Source organism: Xylanibacter sp. (assembly GCF_057607445.1).
This window is the reverse complement of record NZ_DBLZAX010000007.1, coordinates 73,121-90,641: the sequence shown is the minus strand read 5'-3', so window position 1 is coordinate 90,641 and position 17,521 is coordinate 73,121. Positions and strand designations below refer to the sequence as shown.

10 protein-coding genes are annotated in these 17,521 nt (G+C 53.0%); 6 read left to right on the top strand and 4 right to left on the bottom strand.

The window, feature by feature from the left end; all coding sequences use genetic code 11:
- Positions 1-25: 25 nt before the first annotated feature.
- The 3 genes from ACZMIG_RS07155 (at position 26) to ACZMIG_RS07145 (ending at position 7,337) form a co-directional block, all read left to right on the top strand.
- Positions 26-2,278, top strand: a complete 2,253-nt coding sequence (locus ACZMIG_RS07155) for a DUF5074 domain-containing protein (RefSeq protein ID WP_487889375.1) — start codon at positions 26-28, stop codon at positions 2,276-2,278.
- A gap of 399 nt (positions 2,279-2,677) precedes the next feature.
- Positions 2,678-3,685: a YqiA/YcfP family alpha/beta fold hydrolase gene (locus tag ACZMIG_RS07150; protein ID WP_487889374.1), complete on the top strand. Its 1,008-nt coding sequence runs from the start codon at positions 2,678-2,680 to the stop codon at positions 3,683-3,685.
- 193 nt (positions 3,686-3,878) lie between these two features.
- Positions 3,879-7,337, top strand: a complete 3,459-nt coding sequence (locus ACZMIG_RS07145; RefSeq protein WP_487889373.1) for a DEAD/DEAH box helicase — start codon at positions 3,879-3,881, stop codon at positions 7,335-7,337.
- Between the two features lie 540 nt (positions 7,338-7,877).
- Here ACZMIG_RS07145 and ACZMIG_RS07140 read toward each other — a convergent pair.
- Positions 7,878-8,663, bottom strand: coding sequence for a 4Fe-4S binding protein (locus tag ACZMIG_RS07140; RefSeq protein WP_487889372.1), 786 nt, complete (start codon positions 8,661-8,663; stop codon positions 7,878-7,880).
- A 344-nt stretch (positions 8,664-9,007) separates the two neighbouring features.
- Between ACZMIG_RS07140 and ACZMIG_RS07135 the strand changes: the two genes are divergently transcribed.
- Positions 9,008-9,568, top strand: a complete 561-nt coding sequence (locus ACZMIG_RS07135) for a sugar O-acetyltransferase (RefSeq protein WP_487889371.1) — start codon at positions 9,008-9,010, stop codon at positions 9,566-9,568.
- Between the two features lie 144 nt (positions 9,569-9,712).
- Positions 9,713-10,822, top strand: a complete 1,110-nt coding sequence (locus ACZMIG_RS07130; protein WP_487889370.1) for a carboxymuconolactone decarboxylase family protein — start codon at positions 9,713-9,715, stop codon at positions 10,820-10,822.
- 143 nt (positions 10,823-10,965) lie between these two features.
- Here the strand turns inward: ACZMIG_RS07130 and ACZMIG_RS07125 are convergent, their stop codons facing one another.
- The 3 genes from ACZMIG_RS07125 to ACZMIG_RS07115 all read right to left on the bottom strand — a co-directional run bounded on the left by ACZMIG_RS07125 (position 10,966) and on the right by ACZMIG_RS07115 (position 14,318).
- Positions 10,966-12,273 (bottom strand): acetylxylan esterase, encoded by a 1,308-nt coding sequence (locus ACZMIG_RS07125; protein WP_487889369.1) that lies wholly within the window; start codon positions 12,271-12,273, stop codon positions 10,966-10,968.
- Positions 12,274-12,494: 221 nt separating this feature from the next.
- A complete protein-coding gene (locus ACZMIG_RS07120; RefSeq protein WP_487889368.1) occupies positions 12,495-13,382 on the bottom strand; it encodes a helix-turn-helix domain-containing protein in 888 nt (295 codons plus the stop codon).
- 30 nt (positions 13,383-13,412) lie between these two features.
- Positions 13,413-14,318, bottom strand: coding sequence for a helix-turn-helix domain-containing protein (locus tag ACZMIG_RS07115; protein WP_021853526.1), 906 nt, complete (start codon positions 14,316-14,318; stop codon positions 13,413-13,415).
- Positions 14,319-14,547: 229 nt separating this feature from the next.
- On the opposite strand from ACZMIG_RS07115, the gene ACZMIG_RS07110 reads away from it, so the two are divergent.
- Positions 14,548-17,028 (top strand): DUF3943 domain-containing protein, encoded by a 2,481-nt coding sequence (locus tag ACZMIG_RS07110; protein ID WP_487889367.1) that lies wholly within the window; start codon positions 14,548-14,550, stop codon positions 17,026-17,028.
- The last annotated feature ends 493 nt before the right edge of the window (positions 17,029-17,521 follow it).

Genomic DNA, 17,521 nt, shown 5'->3' with positions numbered 1-17,521 from the left:
TTAATTTTTAAAAGTTAAGTTCTTTATGAAGAAAAAGATTTACTTATTGTTGTTTGCACTGCTGTCGGGCGTGTTTGCCATTGCCCAGACAATAAAGGTGCAGGGCGTTCCGCGCAACATCAAGAACGGAACCGTAATGATGTCGGCCACCGACAACACGTGCGATGTCGACTTCTCTAAGATTACGTGCTGGATAGGCGAGGGCGACAAGCAGGCCGCACTCGTCATCAAATGGAACGACAGCCGCGAGGAACGCCTCTATGTGTGGGGCTACCGCTGGACCGACGAGGCCGACGGCACGGGTGCAGCAATGCTCTGCAACATAGCAAAGAACGACCCTAACTTCATCGTTCTCGTTTATGGCAACACTCCTTACGGCACCACCATCGGCGGTGTGGGCTACGACTTTGACGGCGACGGATTCAGCATAACAAAGAACGGCGAGGCCGTGGAGCCTGATGAGGACGGACTGCTGCACACCACCAGCTACGACTTTGACAGCTATGTGTCGGCCGACGAGGACGACCTCTGGTTCTCAGGCTGGTATGACGGATACCTGTCTTATTGGGTGTGCGACACTCCGGGCGAAGCGTTCGGCTACTCTAACGTGGGCGCAACGGGCCGCAAACTCGTCGACGGATGTGTTGACGGATGGTCGGCCGTGAGAGACATGAGCGACATGAACATGGGCAACATGATTGGCGAGCTGTATTATCTGCCTGCGCTGACGTCAGAGCCCGTGCTGGTTGACTACACCAAAGGCACGTTCATCGTGAACGAAGACTGGTATGGCCACCAGAACTCTACCGTAAACTTCCTCACAGACGAGGGCGAATGGGTTTACCGCGTGGTGCAGAAAGAGAATCCCGGCGTTGAGCTTGGAGCCACCGTGCAGTATGGAGCAATCTACGGCGACAAGTTCTTCATCATAGCCAAGCAGCCCAAAGATCCGGGCGCAAGCATCATGGGCGGACGCATAACCATCTGCGACGCCAAGACAATGAAGGTGCTGAAGCAGATAGAAAACATTGCCGTTGACGACAATGGCTCAAGCATTGCCGACGGCCGCGGCTTCCTCGGAGTGGACGAGCATAAGGCATACGTAGGCACAAGCAACGGCATCTACGTTCTCGACCTCGACAAGCTGGAGATTACGGGCAGCGTAGGCGGAGCCGGAACAGACAGCGATGACCCGTATCAGCAGCTCTACGGAGGACAGATTGGCAACATGGTGCGCGTGAACGACCGCGTGTTTGCCGTTCATCAGAAGAACGGACTGCTCGTCATCAACCCCGCAACCGACGAGGTAGAGCAGACCGTTGAGGCTCCCGAAGGATGGGGCTTCGGCTCTGTGGTACTGTCGAAAGACGGCAACCTGTGGCTCAGTCTGGCAGCATCGTCAGGTTCAGGTCAGGCCGACACACGTATAGTAAAGCTCAACCCCGCAACGCTCGAGCAGACCGTCATAGAGTGCCCCGAAGGCATCTTCGGTCCGGCAAACTCATGGTATGCATGGACACCTGACTGCTTCTGCGCAAGCAAGCAGAACAACGTGCTCTACTGGAACGGCGGAAACAGCAGCTGGTTCAGCGGCAAGACCGTCTATAAATACGACATCGACAGCAACACCTTCAGCACGTTCATCGACTATAACGACGACCCCGACGGCTGGCAGATCTACGGATGCTCGTTCCGCATAGACCCTGTTACCGACGAAGCCATAGTAAGCCTCTACAAAGGCTACGGCGACCCGACCTACGTTGTGCGCAAATATGACAACGAAGGCAAGCAGATAGCTGAGTATTCAATGATAAGCAACTACTGGTTCCCGTCGCTTCCGGTATTCCCCGACAACGAGGCTCCTGTCGTTGCCGACATCGACCCCGTAAGCCTTACAACCGAAGACGGCACCACCGTTTCGCTGAAAGACGTGGCTACCGACGCCGACAATATGGACGCTGCCATCGTGAAGACCGTCAAGGAGGTGAGCGACGAAGAAGTGCTGAAGGCTGAAATGGCCGACGGCGACCTCGTGATAACTCCGCTCAAGGCAGGCAAGGCAGACATAACCATCCAGATCAACTCTAACGGCAAACTGGCTGAGACCGTTGTAAGCGTAGAAGTAACTGAGGCTACAGACATTGATGCCGTTGAAGGCGCCAAGGCTGAGGAAACTGGCCGCTACACGCTCGACGGCAAGATGCTCAACGCTCCGCAGCGCGGCATCAACATAATCCGTATGAGCGACGGCACAATCAAGAAGGTTATCGTGCGCTAAATCATGCAGCAGCATGCGCCCCTCGTGGCGCATCACACATCAACGGCACGCCCGGCATCGTATGTCAGGCGTGCCTTTTCTTTTTGTCGGTAAGTCATGATGAAGATGCGTAAATAATGGTCAAAACGCCTTTTCAACCCTGTTTTCGCCTGTCTTTTACTCGTCTTTGTAACCTCTTGATATTCAATGCGTTGCAAAAGACCATGCTTTGGCCTCTAAAAGACCACCTTTTGCAGCCTGAAAGGTTACCTTTCGCAATGCAAAAGACGGCATTTCGCATTTCGTCCGCCGGCGTTCCGATTTTTTAAACCTTTATCCCCGCCGCGCCTTTCTCCGTGAGAAATATTTTCATTAACTTTGCATCCCGTCAGAGTAACATCCTTATAGCTTGCAAAAACAATGGAAAATAATTATGCTATACAGTTCCCCGAGATAATGAAGGGGAAGAAAATCCTTTATGTTCATGGTTTCAGTTCATCGGGACAGTCGGGCACTGTCGTCAAGATTCGCGAGATGCTGCCCGGCGCCACCGTAGTGGCTCCCGACCTGCCGCTGCATCCTGCCGAGGCCATGGACCTGCTTCACCATACTTGCGAGACTGAAAATCCCGACCTGATTATCGGTACGTCGATGGGCGGAATGTATGCCGAGATGCTCTACGGATACGACCGCATATTGGTAAATCCTGCCTTTCAGATGGGCGACACCATGCTGAAGCACGGCATGCTGGGCAAGAACACCTTTCTTAATCCCCGTCAGGACGGCGTTCAGGAGTTTATCGTAACCAAGGCTCTCGTGGAGGAATATAAGGAGATTACCGCCAAATGCTTTGCCGGCGTAACCGAGGAGGAGAACCGCGACAGGGTTTACGGACTCTTTGGCGACGAAGACCCCGTGGTGCATACGCGCGACCTGTTCTCGCAGCACTACCGCAACGCCATCAGCTTTCACGGCGAGCACCGCATGAACGACAAGATATTGCTCCACTCTGTGCTGCCCGTAGTGCAGTGGATTGACGACAGACAGGAGCATCGCGAGCGCCCTATAATATACGTCAGCATCGACACGCTGCGCGACGCGCGCGGCAATCAGATGTCGAGTGCTATGAAGGCGTTCCGCTATCTCTTTGAGCATTACGCCATGTATATCGTTGCTCCGTCGCCTGCCTACAACCCTGAATACATTGCCGAAGTGATGCGCTGGGCTGAAGACGTGGTAAACGTTCCGGCATGGCAGCACCTTGTGTTCACCAACCGCAAGGACCTTATCTACGGCGACTACCTCATCGACCCGTCAGAAGAGTATGGCGCAGCCGACTTTATGGGCACGCTAATCAAGTTTGGAAGCGACACCTTCAAGACTTGGGAAGAGATAATAGAATTTTTCAGCAGGCTGGGAGGACAATGATAATTCATAATTCACAATTCATAATTCATAATTTGGCAAATCAGAACTTCGTTTCATAATTTGTACGAGAATATCACTTTATATCGTATGTTATATATAATAACACCCGCCCAATTATGAATTATAAATTGTGAAACAAAGTTCGGCATTAGCTAATTATGACTTATAAACGTGAATTATAAAATCGTGAATTGTGAATTATAAAGACGTTAATAGTGAACTCTTTTCTCGCGTTTTAGAACTTACGCGCCTTTATGATACTGCCGATGCTAAGAGCGTCAACAAGATGGCGCACGAGACGCTGGTACTGACCTGTCATGAGGGACTGCGCGACACGGGACAGGCCTTCGGTAACCTCTTTTCGCAGGTAGACTATCTGTGCAAGAGGCACAACGTCAAGCTGCCCGACTGGATTGCAGTTCAGGCCATGCGCCGCCATACCAACAGCAGTGAGCCGCTCTCGCGCGAAGATTTCTTCTACGACATGCGCGCCCTCAGCCGCTTCATCTCTGCCGTTACGGGCACCGACGTGCCTGGCGAGCTGCTCCGTGTGCTGCCTGCCGAGCGCAAGCCTTACACCAAGGCCGAAGGCACCGACGTAAGATACATGAGATGTATCGTAAGAGGGTTCGACGACAAATATATCTATGTGTCGGCCGAAGATGTGCTCGGCGGAGCCATGCTTGCTGCCGACTATACGGCAGACGACCTAACTTATCTCTCCGAACTGCTGCGCGAGGGCATGCAGCTCAACCTGCTCGACTGCAAGCTCGAAGGCTCATGCACATACAGCGGCAGCGAGGGCGACGTGAAATGCGACATCATCGTGCCTTCGCTCGTTATCGTAGAGCCCGACTATCTTATCGACATCAGCTCAATAGCCGCATGCTTTAAGGAGTACGGTCACCATCCGCTGATATACACCCTCGACCGAATGAAGCCGCGCGCCAACAGTCAGGCAATACTCCTCGGTAATCTTGCCGGCAGCGTGCTCGACGATATTATCAACAGTCGCGGCACCTACAATATGGCGTCTACGCTGAAGTCGAGTTTCAGCGAGAAGGCACTCGAATATTCAACCTGCACCGACTTCAATCCTGCCGTGTTCAAGGCAAATGCCGCTGTGCAGGCATCCAACATCAACGCCGCCGTTATGGGCATGTTCGGCGAATACGACCGCAGTCGCGTTGTGCTTGAGCCGTCGTTCGTCTGCGAGCGTCTTGGCCTTCAGGGCCGTGTCGACCTCATGACCACCGACTTCCGTCTGCTTGTTGAGCAGAAGTCGGGGCGCAACCTCAACATAGAGCGCGCCGCACAGTCGGGCGGCAAGGGCCTGCAGCTTGAGCCGCATTATGTTCAGCTGCTGCTGTATTATGGCGTGCTGAGATACAACTTCAACCTTGGTTTCAACAAGACAGACATCCGTCTGCTCTATTCTAAATATCCCCCGGCACAGGGCTTCCTTGCCGTAGCCTTTTATCGCAAGCTCTTCGCTGAGGCCATCAGTCTGCGCAACAAGATTGTCGCTGTCGACTTCGACATAGCCCTCGACGGTTTCGACAGCGTGCTGCCCGAACTTACGCCCGCCACGCTCAACACCACAAAGACCGCTTCGTCGTTCTTTCAGCGCTACCTCCTGCCGCAGATAGAGGCCGTAACGGGGCCGTTGGCAGCCATGCCGCCGTTAGAGCGCGAGTATTTCTGCCGCATGATGACGTTCGTATATCGTGAGCAGCTATTAGGCAAGGTAGGCTCGCAGGAAGGCGTAACGAGCTGTTCGGCAGACCTTTGGAACATGCCGTTGGCAGAAAAGCTGGAGACTGGCAACATATACACCGGCCTTACGATAAAGGCAAAGGAGTGTGCCGAAGGCAGTTCCGTGCCCGACCGCATAACGCTCTCCGTGCCCGGACAGGGCGAGGGCTTCTTGCCAAACTTCCGTCGCGGCGACATGATTTATCTCTATCAGTATCGTGCCGACAGCGTTCCCGATGTGCGCAACGCCATACTTTACAAGGGAAACATCGACGAACTGCACACCGACGAGATAACAGTGGTGCTGACAGACGGACAGCAGAACCCCGACGTTCTGCAGGTTCAGCATCCTGAGGATATGCCCGACGACATGCATAAGGCAATGGTATATGCCGTAGAGCATGCCGGAACAGACGCTTCGGGCAGCAGCGGAGCGCGCGCACTGCTTGAGTTTGTAACCGCTCCCGACGACCGCCGCAGTCTGCTTCTCGGTCAGCGTGCCCCTCGCAGAAACGATAGCGTAAGGCTCACAAAGAGCTATAATCCGAGCTACGACGACATACTGCTGGGCGCAATGCAGGCATCCGACTATTATCTGCTCGTCGGTCCGCCCGGCACGGGCAAGACATCAATGGCTCTGAGGTTTATGGTTGAAGAGGAACTTACGCGCCCCGGTGCGTCGGTTTTGCTCATGGCATACACCAACAGGGCCGTAGACGAGATATGCGCAATGCTCGAAGACGCCTCGCTCGACTATCTGAGGCTGGGCAGCGAGTACAGCTGCGACCGCCGTTTCAAGCATCGTCTTATTGGCGAGGCTGTGCGCAACTGTCCCCGTCTGTCCGACATCCGCGAGCGCATAGCCTCGGTGCGCATCATCACCGCCACAACGTCAATGCTTATGTCGCGGCCTTTCGTGTTCAGCCTGAAGCACTTCTCGTTGGCCATTGTCGACGAGGCGTCGCAGATACTCGAGCCTGGACTTATCGGTCTGCTTGCCGCCCACGACCACGAAGGCGGCGTGCGCACGCGTTGCAGCATAGACCGCTTTATCCTTGTAGGCGACCATAAGCAGCTGCCGGCTGTGGTGCTGCAGAGCGAAACCGAGTCGACTGTGAGCAGCGAGGCGCTGCGTGCCATCGGACTCGACAACTGCCGCAACTCGCTCTTTGAGCGTCTGCTGCGCACGGAGCGTGCCGCCGGCCGCACAGAGTTTACAGGTGTGCTGCGCCGTCATGGCCGTATGCACCCCGACGTGGCAGAGTTCCCCTGCCGTGAGTTCTACGCCAGCGAGCATCTCGAGCCCGTTCCGCTGAAGCATCAGAAGGAAACGTCGCTCAATTATGCCGACACAGGCCTTACAGACAAGCTCGACACGCTGCTGCGCACTCACCGCATGATCTTCATTCCGTCGCAGCCGTGCCGCCGTCCCGATGTGTCCGACAAGGTGAACACAAGCGAGGCAACCATAGTGGCCGACCTTCTGAGCCGTCTTTACTCCATGCTCGGCAGCAGTTTCAGTGCAGCCAGGAGCGTGGGCGTAATAGTGCCTTACCGCAACCAGATAGCCGTGATACGCAAGGAGATAGAGAAAACCGGGATAAAGGAACTTGAAGAAATATCCATAGACACCGTAGAGCGCTATCAGGGCAGCCAGCGCGACGTGATAATCTATTCGTTCACGGTGCAGAACAGGTGGCAGCTTGAGTTTCTTGCAGCCAACTGCTTCATGGACGACGCACGCATCATAGACCGCAAACTGAACGTGGCCATGACCCGTGCGCGCCGTCAGATGATAATGACCGGCAATGTTGAGACGCTCAGTCATAACGCTGTCTTCCGTGAGATGATAAGCTATGTGGAGTCGAAAGGCGGCCTGTTCAGATATTACGAATAGCCTTTCATTACGGCGTTTGCGGCTGTTCAGCCGTTAGTGTATTGAAAAATGCCTCTTGGCATCTGCCGTCGTGAATGGAGAATAAATACAAAAAAGTTTTTCTCAGAAACTCATCACTCGTCACATTGCAGCATAACTTTCAGTCAGTCAGATTGTTGCAGTGTGATGAGTTGCCGTCCGCACTCATCACGCCGGCAGCGTAAAGCCCTTGATGTGATGAGTCGGCAAATCAAAACGTCACACCTTAAGGCGTTGAATATTAGAGCGTTACAGGCAGATGTGACGAGTGATGAGTTTCTGAGAAAAACTTTTTTGTTTAATAAACATCGGCCTTTTGCAGCGCAAAAGCTATCCTTTTATGCTGCAAAAGGCCGTGTTTTATGGTGCAAAAGCATACCTTTTACAATGCCGTTTGGGGTGTTTTGTAATACAGAAGCATAACTTCTGCGTGATGCTTACCGCCATTCGGCATTGCAGATATGCAGAAACTATGTTGCCGTTAAATGACTTTCGGCATAATCTTCGTTACGTTTTAATATCTTAGAAGAAAGTTTCGGGCTCGCGTCTTGCCGAGAATGCCGCTGTAAATTTAGCCGCAGCTTCGGCATAAGCGGGCAGATATATGGCGCGCGAGCCGTGAGGACAAACCACCACGCAGCGTCCGCAGGCAATACATTTGGATGTGTCTGTGCTGCAAGGATCGCTCTCGCTTATCGCTCCGGCAGGGCAGAGTCTTGCGCAGGTCATGCATTTGGTACATGTATTCTTGTCGCCCGTTGGGCACATCGGCACCTTGTGAGCCTCCCTATACGGGCGGTTGCCCTTCACTTCTGGGTCGCCCAAGGCGTCTGTTCCGGCAGCATCGGCGAGCAGTTTGGCACATCTCTTGCCGAATGCGGCAGCCTTTTCAAGGTCGGAAGCATCGGGACGGCCCTCAGCAACCTTCGGGAATATGCAGTGGCGGCCGATGAACGCGCCGGCAGCAAACGTGCGGAAGCCGTTGCCGTTGAGCGTGTCTTTTATCTCGAGCAGCGCGTCGTCGTAGTCGCGGTTGCCATAGACGCACACCGCAACGGCAGGAGTGTTGTTGCCGTGAACCATCTTCAGCGCCTCGGCGGCAGCCTCGGGTATGCGTCCCACGTAGACAGGAGCGCCAACAATGAGCATACTGTTGTCGCCGCTGAGCGTTATTTCGCTCTCGGGCAGGGCGTTGGTTATGTCGTGCTCAATGATGTTTCCGCCTATGGCCTTGGCTATTTCCCTAACTATTGTGCGTGTGGTGTAGGTAGCACTGAAGTACACCACGTGAATGTCCGTTATGTTCATAATTTGTTTTTTGTATAAAATGAAGCCGATAAAATGTTTCTCTATGCAAATGTAAGAATAAAAAACACACGGCGCAAGCATACGCCCCGTGATTTTTATGTGTTGAGGCTGCGTGCCGCGCGGTGTGTCTGTAGCCGTGAGGCATGAGCAGACGTCGCTGCGGCGTGTGCCGGAATATAAAAAAGTAAAAGATATAACATTATCCATGATATGGGTATGCAGGTTAATGCCGATAATAGTTATCTTTGCAGCGTGCAGTAAAACGGCCGCTCTGCGGTGCCGGAGCGGTCATGGTGAAGGCACAAATGAAACGACAGTTAACGAAAAAAGGACAATATATCATTATGACATTGAATGACTTTTTGGCTTATGTGGCCACAGGCAAACCGCTGAACACACCCGAGATATGCAGTTTTATGGACGAGATGAGCAACGAGGCGCGCCGCGTTACGTTCAGGCTCAACGCCGAGTTTCACACTCAGGAGGAAGTAAGGTCGCTGCTCTCAGAGATTATGGGATACACAGTTCCCGACACGCTGAGAGTGTTTCCGCCGTTCTATACCGACTTCGGCAAGAACATACACATAGGCGAAAACGTGTTTATCAACGCCTGCTGCCACTTTCAGGATCATGGAGGTGTAACCCTTGGCGACGGCTGTCAGATAGGCCACAACGTGGTGTTTGCCACGCTCAACCATGGACTTGAGCCCGAAAACCGCCGCTTCACTTTTCCTGCTCCGATAGTCTTGGGGCGCAATGTGTGGGTAGGTTCTAATGCGACGATACTCCAGGGCGTTACGATAGGCGACAATTCGGTGGTTGCTGCCGGAGCTGTGGTAACCAGGGATGTGCCTGCCGACACGATAGTTGGCGGCGTTCCGGCGCGCGTGATAAAGCACATCTGATGCTGTCAGGCTATAAACGGCTCTCAGCGAGGCATTAGGTCTCGTAATGAAATATGTGTAAAAAGGGTAAAATAATCAGTAAATGTGGTATCGTGGCGACGGCGGATATGTGCTAACTTTGCACCGTAACCAAAACATGATAGCATGAAACTGATTAATGTAACAATGATTGCGGCGGCTATGTTGATGGCCGTATGCAGTCAGATAAAAGCTGAAGAGAATATGAAAAACGTACTAAACGAAAAGCAGCAGTGCATGGCTGCCATTGCATGCCTTGAGGCAAAGGGCGACATCGACGGTCTGACTGTCGCCATCAACGCAGGATTTGACGCCGGACTTACCGTGAGCGAGATTAAGGAAGCCCTGTCGCAGCTGTATGCCTACACGGGATTTCCGCGCAGCCTTAACGCCCTTGGCACACTGCAGAGCGTTGTCAACAGCCGCCGTCAGCAGGGCAAGGCGTGCGAGGAGGGCAAGGATGCCGACCCGATGGCAGAAGGATACGACGCACTGAAACAGGGAACGGAGGTGCAGACCAAGTTGAGCGGCAAGCCGTTTAACTATGATTTCGCCCCAGCCACCGACTATTATCTTAAGGCTCACCTGTTTGGTGACATCTTTGCGCGCAACAATCTCACTCACGCCGAGCGCGAGTTGGTTACTGTCAGCGCGCTGTCAGGCATGCAGGGCGTTGAGCCGCAGCTGCAGTCGCACGTCAGCGGAGCGCGCAACATGGGCCTGAAGGACGACGAGATACGCTCAATACCTGCCACGCTTGCTGCCCGTGTGGGCGAGGTTGAGGCATGGCGCGCTGCCAAGGCCATTGCGGCAGTGTTCGGAGAGCCGTTTGATGAGGGCAAGCCCGTGGAGCAGATGATGTTCCCCAAAGGCGACTTCAATTCGGCTTATGCCAAATATTTCATCGGCAACAGCTATCTTGCACCGCTCAGTCAGGGCAAGGTTCCAGTGTCGAACGTAACCTTTGAGCCTCGCTGCCGCAACAACTGGCACATCCATCACAAAGGAATACAGGTGTTGATATGCGTCGGCGGCACAGGCTGGTATCAGGAGTGGGGCAAGGAAGCCCGAATGTTGAAGCCCGGAGATGTGGTTGAAATACCCGAAGGCGTTAAGCACTGGCACGGCGCAACCAAAGACAGCTGGTTCCAGCACGTAACGTTCACCGTTGCCGAAGAAGGCGCGTCGAACGAATGGCTCGAGCCGGTTACGGATGAAGAATATGACAAACTGTAACTTTCAACATGTCTTTATAACTATAACACCCCGCAGACAATAGCCTGCGGGGTGTTATGTTTTGTTGCTTATGACATTATGTAAACCGCCGTTCACTTGCGTTTTGTGATGTGGCCGGCTTTTATTTCGCCATGCATAAAGCATCATTTAAGATGTTTCAGCATCCATTCCATCTGTCCGTATTCAGTGTCGTCAGATGTCCAATGCTCGTTGATGGGCGTCAGCAGAGCCTCTTTCGGACAGCTTAGAGTGTTCCATACGGCATAGCTTGTTGTCGGCGGACAAGTGTTGTCGTTATATCCCCATGTCATATAAGTGTCGGCTTTCACGTGGCGCGCAAAGTTTACGACGTCATAATAAGCCATGGTCTTCATGTTGTTCTCGGTGAGCATGCCCTCAATGCGGTTGAAGTGAGGATATCCGCCGGTAAGTCCGGCGCTGTATGCCGCCATGTCGCTCAGTGCGGGATGATTGACGATGCACTGCGTCACGCGGCTGTCGAGTCCGGCAGCCACCAGTGCAAGCGCTCCGCCCTGACTGCCTCCCTGCACGATTACGTTGCGTCCGTCCCATTCAGGCAGCTGCGTCAGCAGGTCGATGCAGCGCACAAGAGCCAGATAGACGCGCTTCATGTAGTAGCGGTCGCGGTTGTCTATGCCGTTGGCAAGATAGCCGTTCTCCTTGCCGTTGAATGCTTTAGATATGTCGTTGAACATCTCCTGGCTCATTCTCGGGTCGAGTCCGTGAATCTCCATCTCCATTCTTATACATCCGTTCTCGGCATAATACTTGTGGCGCAGCGGCTCCTTTATGGTCTTTATGCCTGCTCCCGGAGGGCAAAGCACCACCGGACAGCTGCCCTTTGCGGCGTTTTTGGGATAAAAGAGATATGCATATACGGCCTGTTTCTGCTTGTTGAGCGTCAGTTTCACGAGGTAACAGTCAATCTTGTCGGTGCAATATTCGTCGGCTCTTTCCTTTGTATATTTCAGCGGAACGGCCCTCATGTCCTCAATGTTCTTGTTCCAGAAGTCCATAAAGTCGGCAGGCTCCTTGGTGTAAGGCTTGATTTTGTCCACCGAGAATCCCACTTTTATGTGATGTTCGTAGGTCTTGCCGTCAACCGTGGCTTTCAGTCTGAGGTCGCGGAAGCCCGGAGTCTTTCTCGTTCCCATGTCAATCGTGGCCCTTCCGCCGTTGAGTTTCACAGAGCCTTCCTTGTCAGCCTCCAGCATGTCGTCGGCTATTTCGTAGTTCACCTTGCAGTCTCTCGGTATGCCGTATTTATACAGATGAACCTCAACCTTAGCCTTTTCGCCCGTCTGATAGAGCCAGTCGGCATGGTCGGGCACGGTAAGCCACAGATAGTCAGAGCGGTAAGGATAGTTTTCGGCTGCGGCATATAGCCATGCGGCAACGGCAAAGATAAGCGTAAAAACAATTCTTTTCATTGGTTGTAGTATATTAGTTTTTGTGCAAAGGTAATGCAAACAGCCTTAACGGCAAAATAAATCAAGGCTAATCAGCATTTTTGTTGAGGCTTTGGTGAGGGGGAATTGATGAGAGGGATGGGACTTATGCGACCATGTGAACTAATGATTTGGAGTTATGGGGATGTTGGTTATTGGGGTATTTGGGTGCATTGCGGCACCCAAATGTTTACTGTCCGCCGTCAGCCGTTGCGGTATTCATGGGGCGTGCAGCCTGTAATCTTCTTGAAAACCGTGTTGAAGCAGCTCTCGGCACAGAAGCCAAGCGTCGACGCTATGTCGCCTGCCGTCATGTCGGTAGACAGCAGCAGTTCCTTTGCCATCAGTATCCGCCTCAGCTGTATGTATTCGCTCACGCTCTTTCCCGTCTCGTGCTTCATCATGTCGTTGAGATATTCGGCCGACATTTTCAGTTCGGGCGCTATCCGGCATGCCGTCAGCATGCTCTGCGTGGCGGCCTTGCCCGAGCGCAGAAAGCCGTCTATTATGCCGTTAACGGTCTTTATTGCAGCCGTGTTGGCCTCGTGGCGGGTGATAAACTGGCGTGTGTAGAACCTCTGACAATAGTTGAGCAGCAGTTCGATGCAGTTGCTTATTATAGCCTTGCTGTATTCGTCTACGCCCCATTTCAGCTCGCAGTCGATGCCGTCGAGACATCTGCCTATCACCTTCAGTTCGCAGCACGACAGATGGAGCGCCTCGTCCGTGTGGTATTTAAAGAACGAGAAGTCCTTTATCCTCATGCCCAGCGGCGTGCATCTTATTATGTCGGGATGAAATATCAGCATCCTTCCGCCGCACTGTCTGAGGTCTATCTCGCTTGCAGGCGTGGCAAACGTCATGGTGGCTTCGGAGAAGTCGTAGTAGTGCTGTCCGCATTTTCCGGCGGTGCATCCGTCGCTCACCACCTTCACCGCATAGCAGTCGGTGGCCATGTTGCGGCAGCTGCTCTTGCCCGACATGTCTATCAGGCTCACCTGCGGATGCCTTGTCTCCTTGTCGAAGGCGCGGTTGCACTCGCACACATAGTTTGTCGTGTCGCAGATATGGCGCATTGTGTCTCTCGTCATCTTGTCTTTTCAGCGTTAGCCGTCATCGTCCTACACCGAAGCCTTGCGGTATTCGCTCGGCGTCATGCCCGTGTTGCGCTTGAAGTAGCGGTTAAAGTGCTGCGAATACTGGAACCCCAGACCGTAGCTTATCTCGTTGATTGTCTTTCTTGTACCCAGCAGTTCGTCCTTTGCCAGGTCCATAATCTTGTTCTGTATATACTCCTGCGGCGTGCGTCCCGTCTCGCGCTTGATGAGGTCGCCGAAGTAGTTGGGCGACAGGAAACACTTTTCGGCAAAATATTTCACCGTAGGCAGACCGTTCACTGCGGCCGTATCGCCCTCGAAATAGCCGTCGAGCTCGTTCTCAAACTTGGTCAGAATGTCGCGGTTAACCACCTTACGGGTGATAAACTGGCGCTCGTAGAACCTCATGCAGTAGTCGAGCAGCAGTTCGATGTTGCGGCATATCAGCTTCTTGCTGTGGTTGTCTATCGGGCGTTCGGTCTCAATCTTGATTTTCTCGAGACAGTCCTTGTATATCATCTTCTCCTGTTCCGACAGATGGAGCGCCTCGGTTGACGAATAAGAGAAGAACGAATACTGCTTTATCTCCTGTCCAAGTGACGTGCCGCGTATGAGGTCGGGGTGAAAGAGCAGGCCGAGAGCGTTGGGCTCATAGTCGGGTCTGTGCTTTACATGTACAACCTGTCCGGGCGCAAAGCTCGTAACCGTGCCCTCCTGATAGTCGTAGGGCATGCGGCCGTAGGTTATGTCGCCGCAGTAAGTCTGCTTCAGGAACAGGGCGTAAACGCCGTAATAGTAAGACACCTCCTGCGGAAATGCCTTCTTGTCGGCCTTCTTCAGGTCTACCACTGCCACGAGCGGATGCTTCGTCTCAAAGCCCATCGCCTTGTTGTATTCGTCGATGGAGTTGAATTTTATCAGGTTTTCCATGCTCAAATAGTTTATTCTTTCTTGTTGAACTTCAGCCGGCTGCGGCGCATAGGGGCTTATGCCGTGTTGCCTGCTGCTCGCCGATGCTAATGCAAAGATACTTCTTATCGGCATAACAGCGTGTGTACGATTTACTGAATTTGTTATATTTATTACTTTTTCAGCAGTTTTTCGCCTCCTTATCGCATATTGTTATGCCAAATGTTTACCTTTGTGTAGAATTTCACAAATGTTTATGCACACACCCGGTTACCGTTTCCGCCGTGCCATGAGGCTGTTGCCCGTGTTGCTGTCTTTGGCAACATGCGCCGGCGTTTATGCCCAAGACTCGCTCAAATACAGACGCCACGACCTGGCGCTGACCATAGGACGCACCGACAGCAGCGCGGTGCGCACGTCGTATCTTAACGTCGGTCTGCTCGGCGGAGCCGCCCGTCTGCACGGCTTCCAGCTCAATGCCATGACGTCGTTTGCCGGCAGAGAGATGCACGGAGTGCAGCTCTCGGGCCTGTCGGGCGTGGCGATGAACATGTGCGGCGTGCAGCTTTCGGCGTTCAGCAACGTCAGTCTGTCGCCCTTCAGGGGCCTTCAGCTTGGCGGAGTCACCAACATATCGCGCGGAGTGGGCGGCGGAATGCAGCTATCCGTGCTGGCCAACATCAGTTCGAAGGTGATGCGCGGCGCACAGCTCGGCACGTATAACTATGCCGACACGCTGCGTGGATGGCAGATAGGACTGGCCAATGTATGCATGGAACATCCGCACGGCGTGCAGCTCGGACTGGTAAACTACAGCCGCGACACAGTGGCGCACAAGATAGGACTGGTGAACATCAACCCCAAGACGAAGGTAGACTTCATGTTCTTTGGCGGCAACAGCAGCAAGATTAACGCCGCATTCAGGTTCCGCAACCGCAGCACTTACAGCATAGTTGGTGCCGGAACGCATTACATGGGGCTCGACGAGAAGTTTTCGGGCGCGCTCTATTATCGTCTTGGACAGTATTTCAACCTCGGCCGCCGGTGGTCGATTAGCGCCGATGCGGGCTTCTTTCACATAGAGACCTTTCAGCACAATTCGGCCGACAAGCCCGAACGCCTATACTCACTGCAGCTGCGCGCCAACGTAGACTACAGGCTCAACGACAACATCGGGCTGTTTGCGTCTGCCGGATATGGCTTTACGAGATATTATGAGCATAACCGGAAATACCGCAACAGAGCCATAGTTGAGGCCGGACTGACCTTTGCCTACAACCGCGGCGGACTGAAGGGCAGGGCTGATGATGACGAAACGGAGGCAGGCGTAACTGATTCGGTGTCGATATATGCCTTCGACAACCCTGAGAATATGAAGAAACGGCCCTGGAAGGCGGCTGCCGAGGCTGTCGGAATCAACGTGCTCGTGAACTGCTTCGACCGCTTTGTGCTGTGCGAAGACTTTGCCAAAGTTAATCTGAGCAGCATAAAGGAGAACTTCAAGACGGGCTTTGTGTGGGACAACGACCAGTTTTCAACCAACCTGTTTGCCCATCCTTACCACGGCGGACTATATTTCAACGCCGCCCGAAGCAACGGCCTTAGCTTCTGGGAGTCGGCTCCTTATGCCCTTGGAGGCAGTCTGATGTGGGAGCTGGCGTGCGAGATTGAGCCGCCTGCAATAAACGACCTCATGGCAACAACTATTGGCGGAATATGCATAGGCGAGGTAACCCACCGCGTGTCTAACCTCATTTACGACGACCGCGAGCGTGGCATGCGCCGCTTTCTGCGTGAGTTTGCCGGTGCGCTGGTGTGCCCCATCCGTGCGTTCAACCGCATATTGAGCGGCGATGCGTGGCGTGTGCGCCATGATTATTACAAATATCACGACTACAGCCGCATACCTGTGGCCTTCACCGTGTCTGTCGGCGACCGCTATCTTGCCGATGAGGGCGGACTGTTCAGGGGCGAGCACAATCCGTATCTTGACCTGTGGCTGCGCTACGGCGACGCATTCAACGGAGAGGAGAGCAAGCCTTACGACTATTTTACGGCCAACGTAACCTTCGGACTAAGCGGCAATCAGCCGCTTATAAGCAGCGTTCATCTGTTAGGAAAGCTGTGGGGCGTAAACTTCTACGACGAAGAGGAGATGACGGCGGTGTTCGGTCTGTTCCAGCATTTCAACTATTACGACTCTGAAGCCGTCAAGGAAGGCACGTCGCGTGTGCCTTACCGCATATCAGAGGCTGCCAGCTTCGGTCCCGGTCTTATCTACCGCTTTCCTAAAGTTGGCAACGTAGGGCGCATGGAGCAGCGTCTCTTTCTCGACGCCATACTGCTCGGAGGCTCGCTGAGCGACTATTATAACGTGATAGACCGCGACTATAACATGGGCAGCGGATTCAGCGCGAAGGCACAGACCGTGCTTGAGTTTCCGCGCTTCGGCAAGTTTACGCTCAACGCCGACTTCTACAGCATATACACATGGGTGGGATATGAGGGCAAGGACCTCGAGAACACCGACCCGCTGCACCTCAACGCGCAGGGCGATAAGAGCAGTGCGGCGCTGCTGGTGATTAATCCGCGCCTGCAGGTTTATCTCAGAAAGAACTGGAGTCTCGACCTGTTTGCATCGTATTATATGCGCGAAACGAGATATAAATACCACGACAACGTGCGCTCGGAAACCTTCGAGGTGAGGATGGGACTTAGCTACAGCTTCTGATAACGTTATGTCTGTGGCGGAAAAACGATGGCAATGACATGCTGTCGGCATGGTTTAATGTGGCTTGTTGCTGCCGTTCGGTTTGTCAGTCTGAATGAAGAACAAATATAGAGTGTGCCGCATTTAATGGTTAACAACCGTTAAGTGCGGCACATTCTGTTTAACATAAAAGGGCGGAAAACGGCTTGTGAAATCTTTTTTACAGGTTTTCGGCTGGAAAATCGGCGTTTTCTTATAATTTGCGTAATGTATTGTCAGTCAATATGTTATCGCTTTATGTGTATTGAATGGCCATAAACTATATTATAAAACATGGCCTTTTACATTGCAAAAGGCCGTCTCTTGCAGTGTAAAAGGCCGTGTTTCGTATGGTGAAAGGCTGCTTTTTGCAACTTGTTTCACTGTTTTATCACCTGTATTTCAGTGTAAAATTGTGCAGAATAGACCTCCTGTCAGTGTTCAATAAGCATATTCGCACATTCTGAAGACATTT

What these genes read in the sequence shown, in the direction of transcription:
- ACZMIG_RS07130 (WP_487889370.1), top strand. Translation starts at nt 9,713, where the DNA reads ATGAAACTGATTAATGTAACAATGATTGCGGCGGCTATGTTGATGGCC.
- ACZMIG_RS07115 (WP_021853526.1), bottom strand. Translation starts at nt 14,318, where the DNA reads ATGGAAAACCTGATAAAATTCAACTCCATCGACGAATACAACAAGGCG.
- ACZMIG_RS07120 (WP_487889368.1), bottom strand. Translation starts at nt 13,382, where the DNA reads ATGACGAGAGACACAATGCGCCATATCTGCGACACGACAAACTATGTG.
- ACZMIG_RS07125 (WP_487889369.1), bottom strand. Translation starts at nt 12,273, where the DNA reads ATGAAAAGAATTGTTTTTACGCTTATCTTTGCCGTTGCCGCATGGCTA.
- ACZMIG_RS07140 (WP_487889372.1), bottom strand. Translation starts at nt 8,663, where the DNA reads ATGAACATAACGGACATTCACGTGGTGTACTTCAGTGCTACCTACACC.
- ACZMIG_RS07110 (WP_487889367.1), top strand. Translation starts at nt 14,548, where the DNA reads ATGTTTATGCACACACCCGGTTACCGTTTCCGCCGTGCCATGAGGCTG.
- ACZMIG_RS07150 (WP_487889374.1), top strand. Translation starts at nt 2,678, where the DNA reads ATGGAAAATAATTATGCTATACAGTTCCCCGAGATAATGAAGGGGAAG.
- ACZMIG_RS07155 (WP_487889375.1), top strand. Translation starts at nt 26, where the DNA reads ATGAAGAAAAAGATTTACTTATTGTTGTTTGCACTGCTGTCGGGCGTG.
- ACZMIG_RS07135 (WP_487889371.1), top strand. Translation starts at nt 9,008, where the DNA reads ATGACATTGAATGACTTTTTGGCTTATGTGGCCACAGGCAAACCGCTG.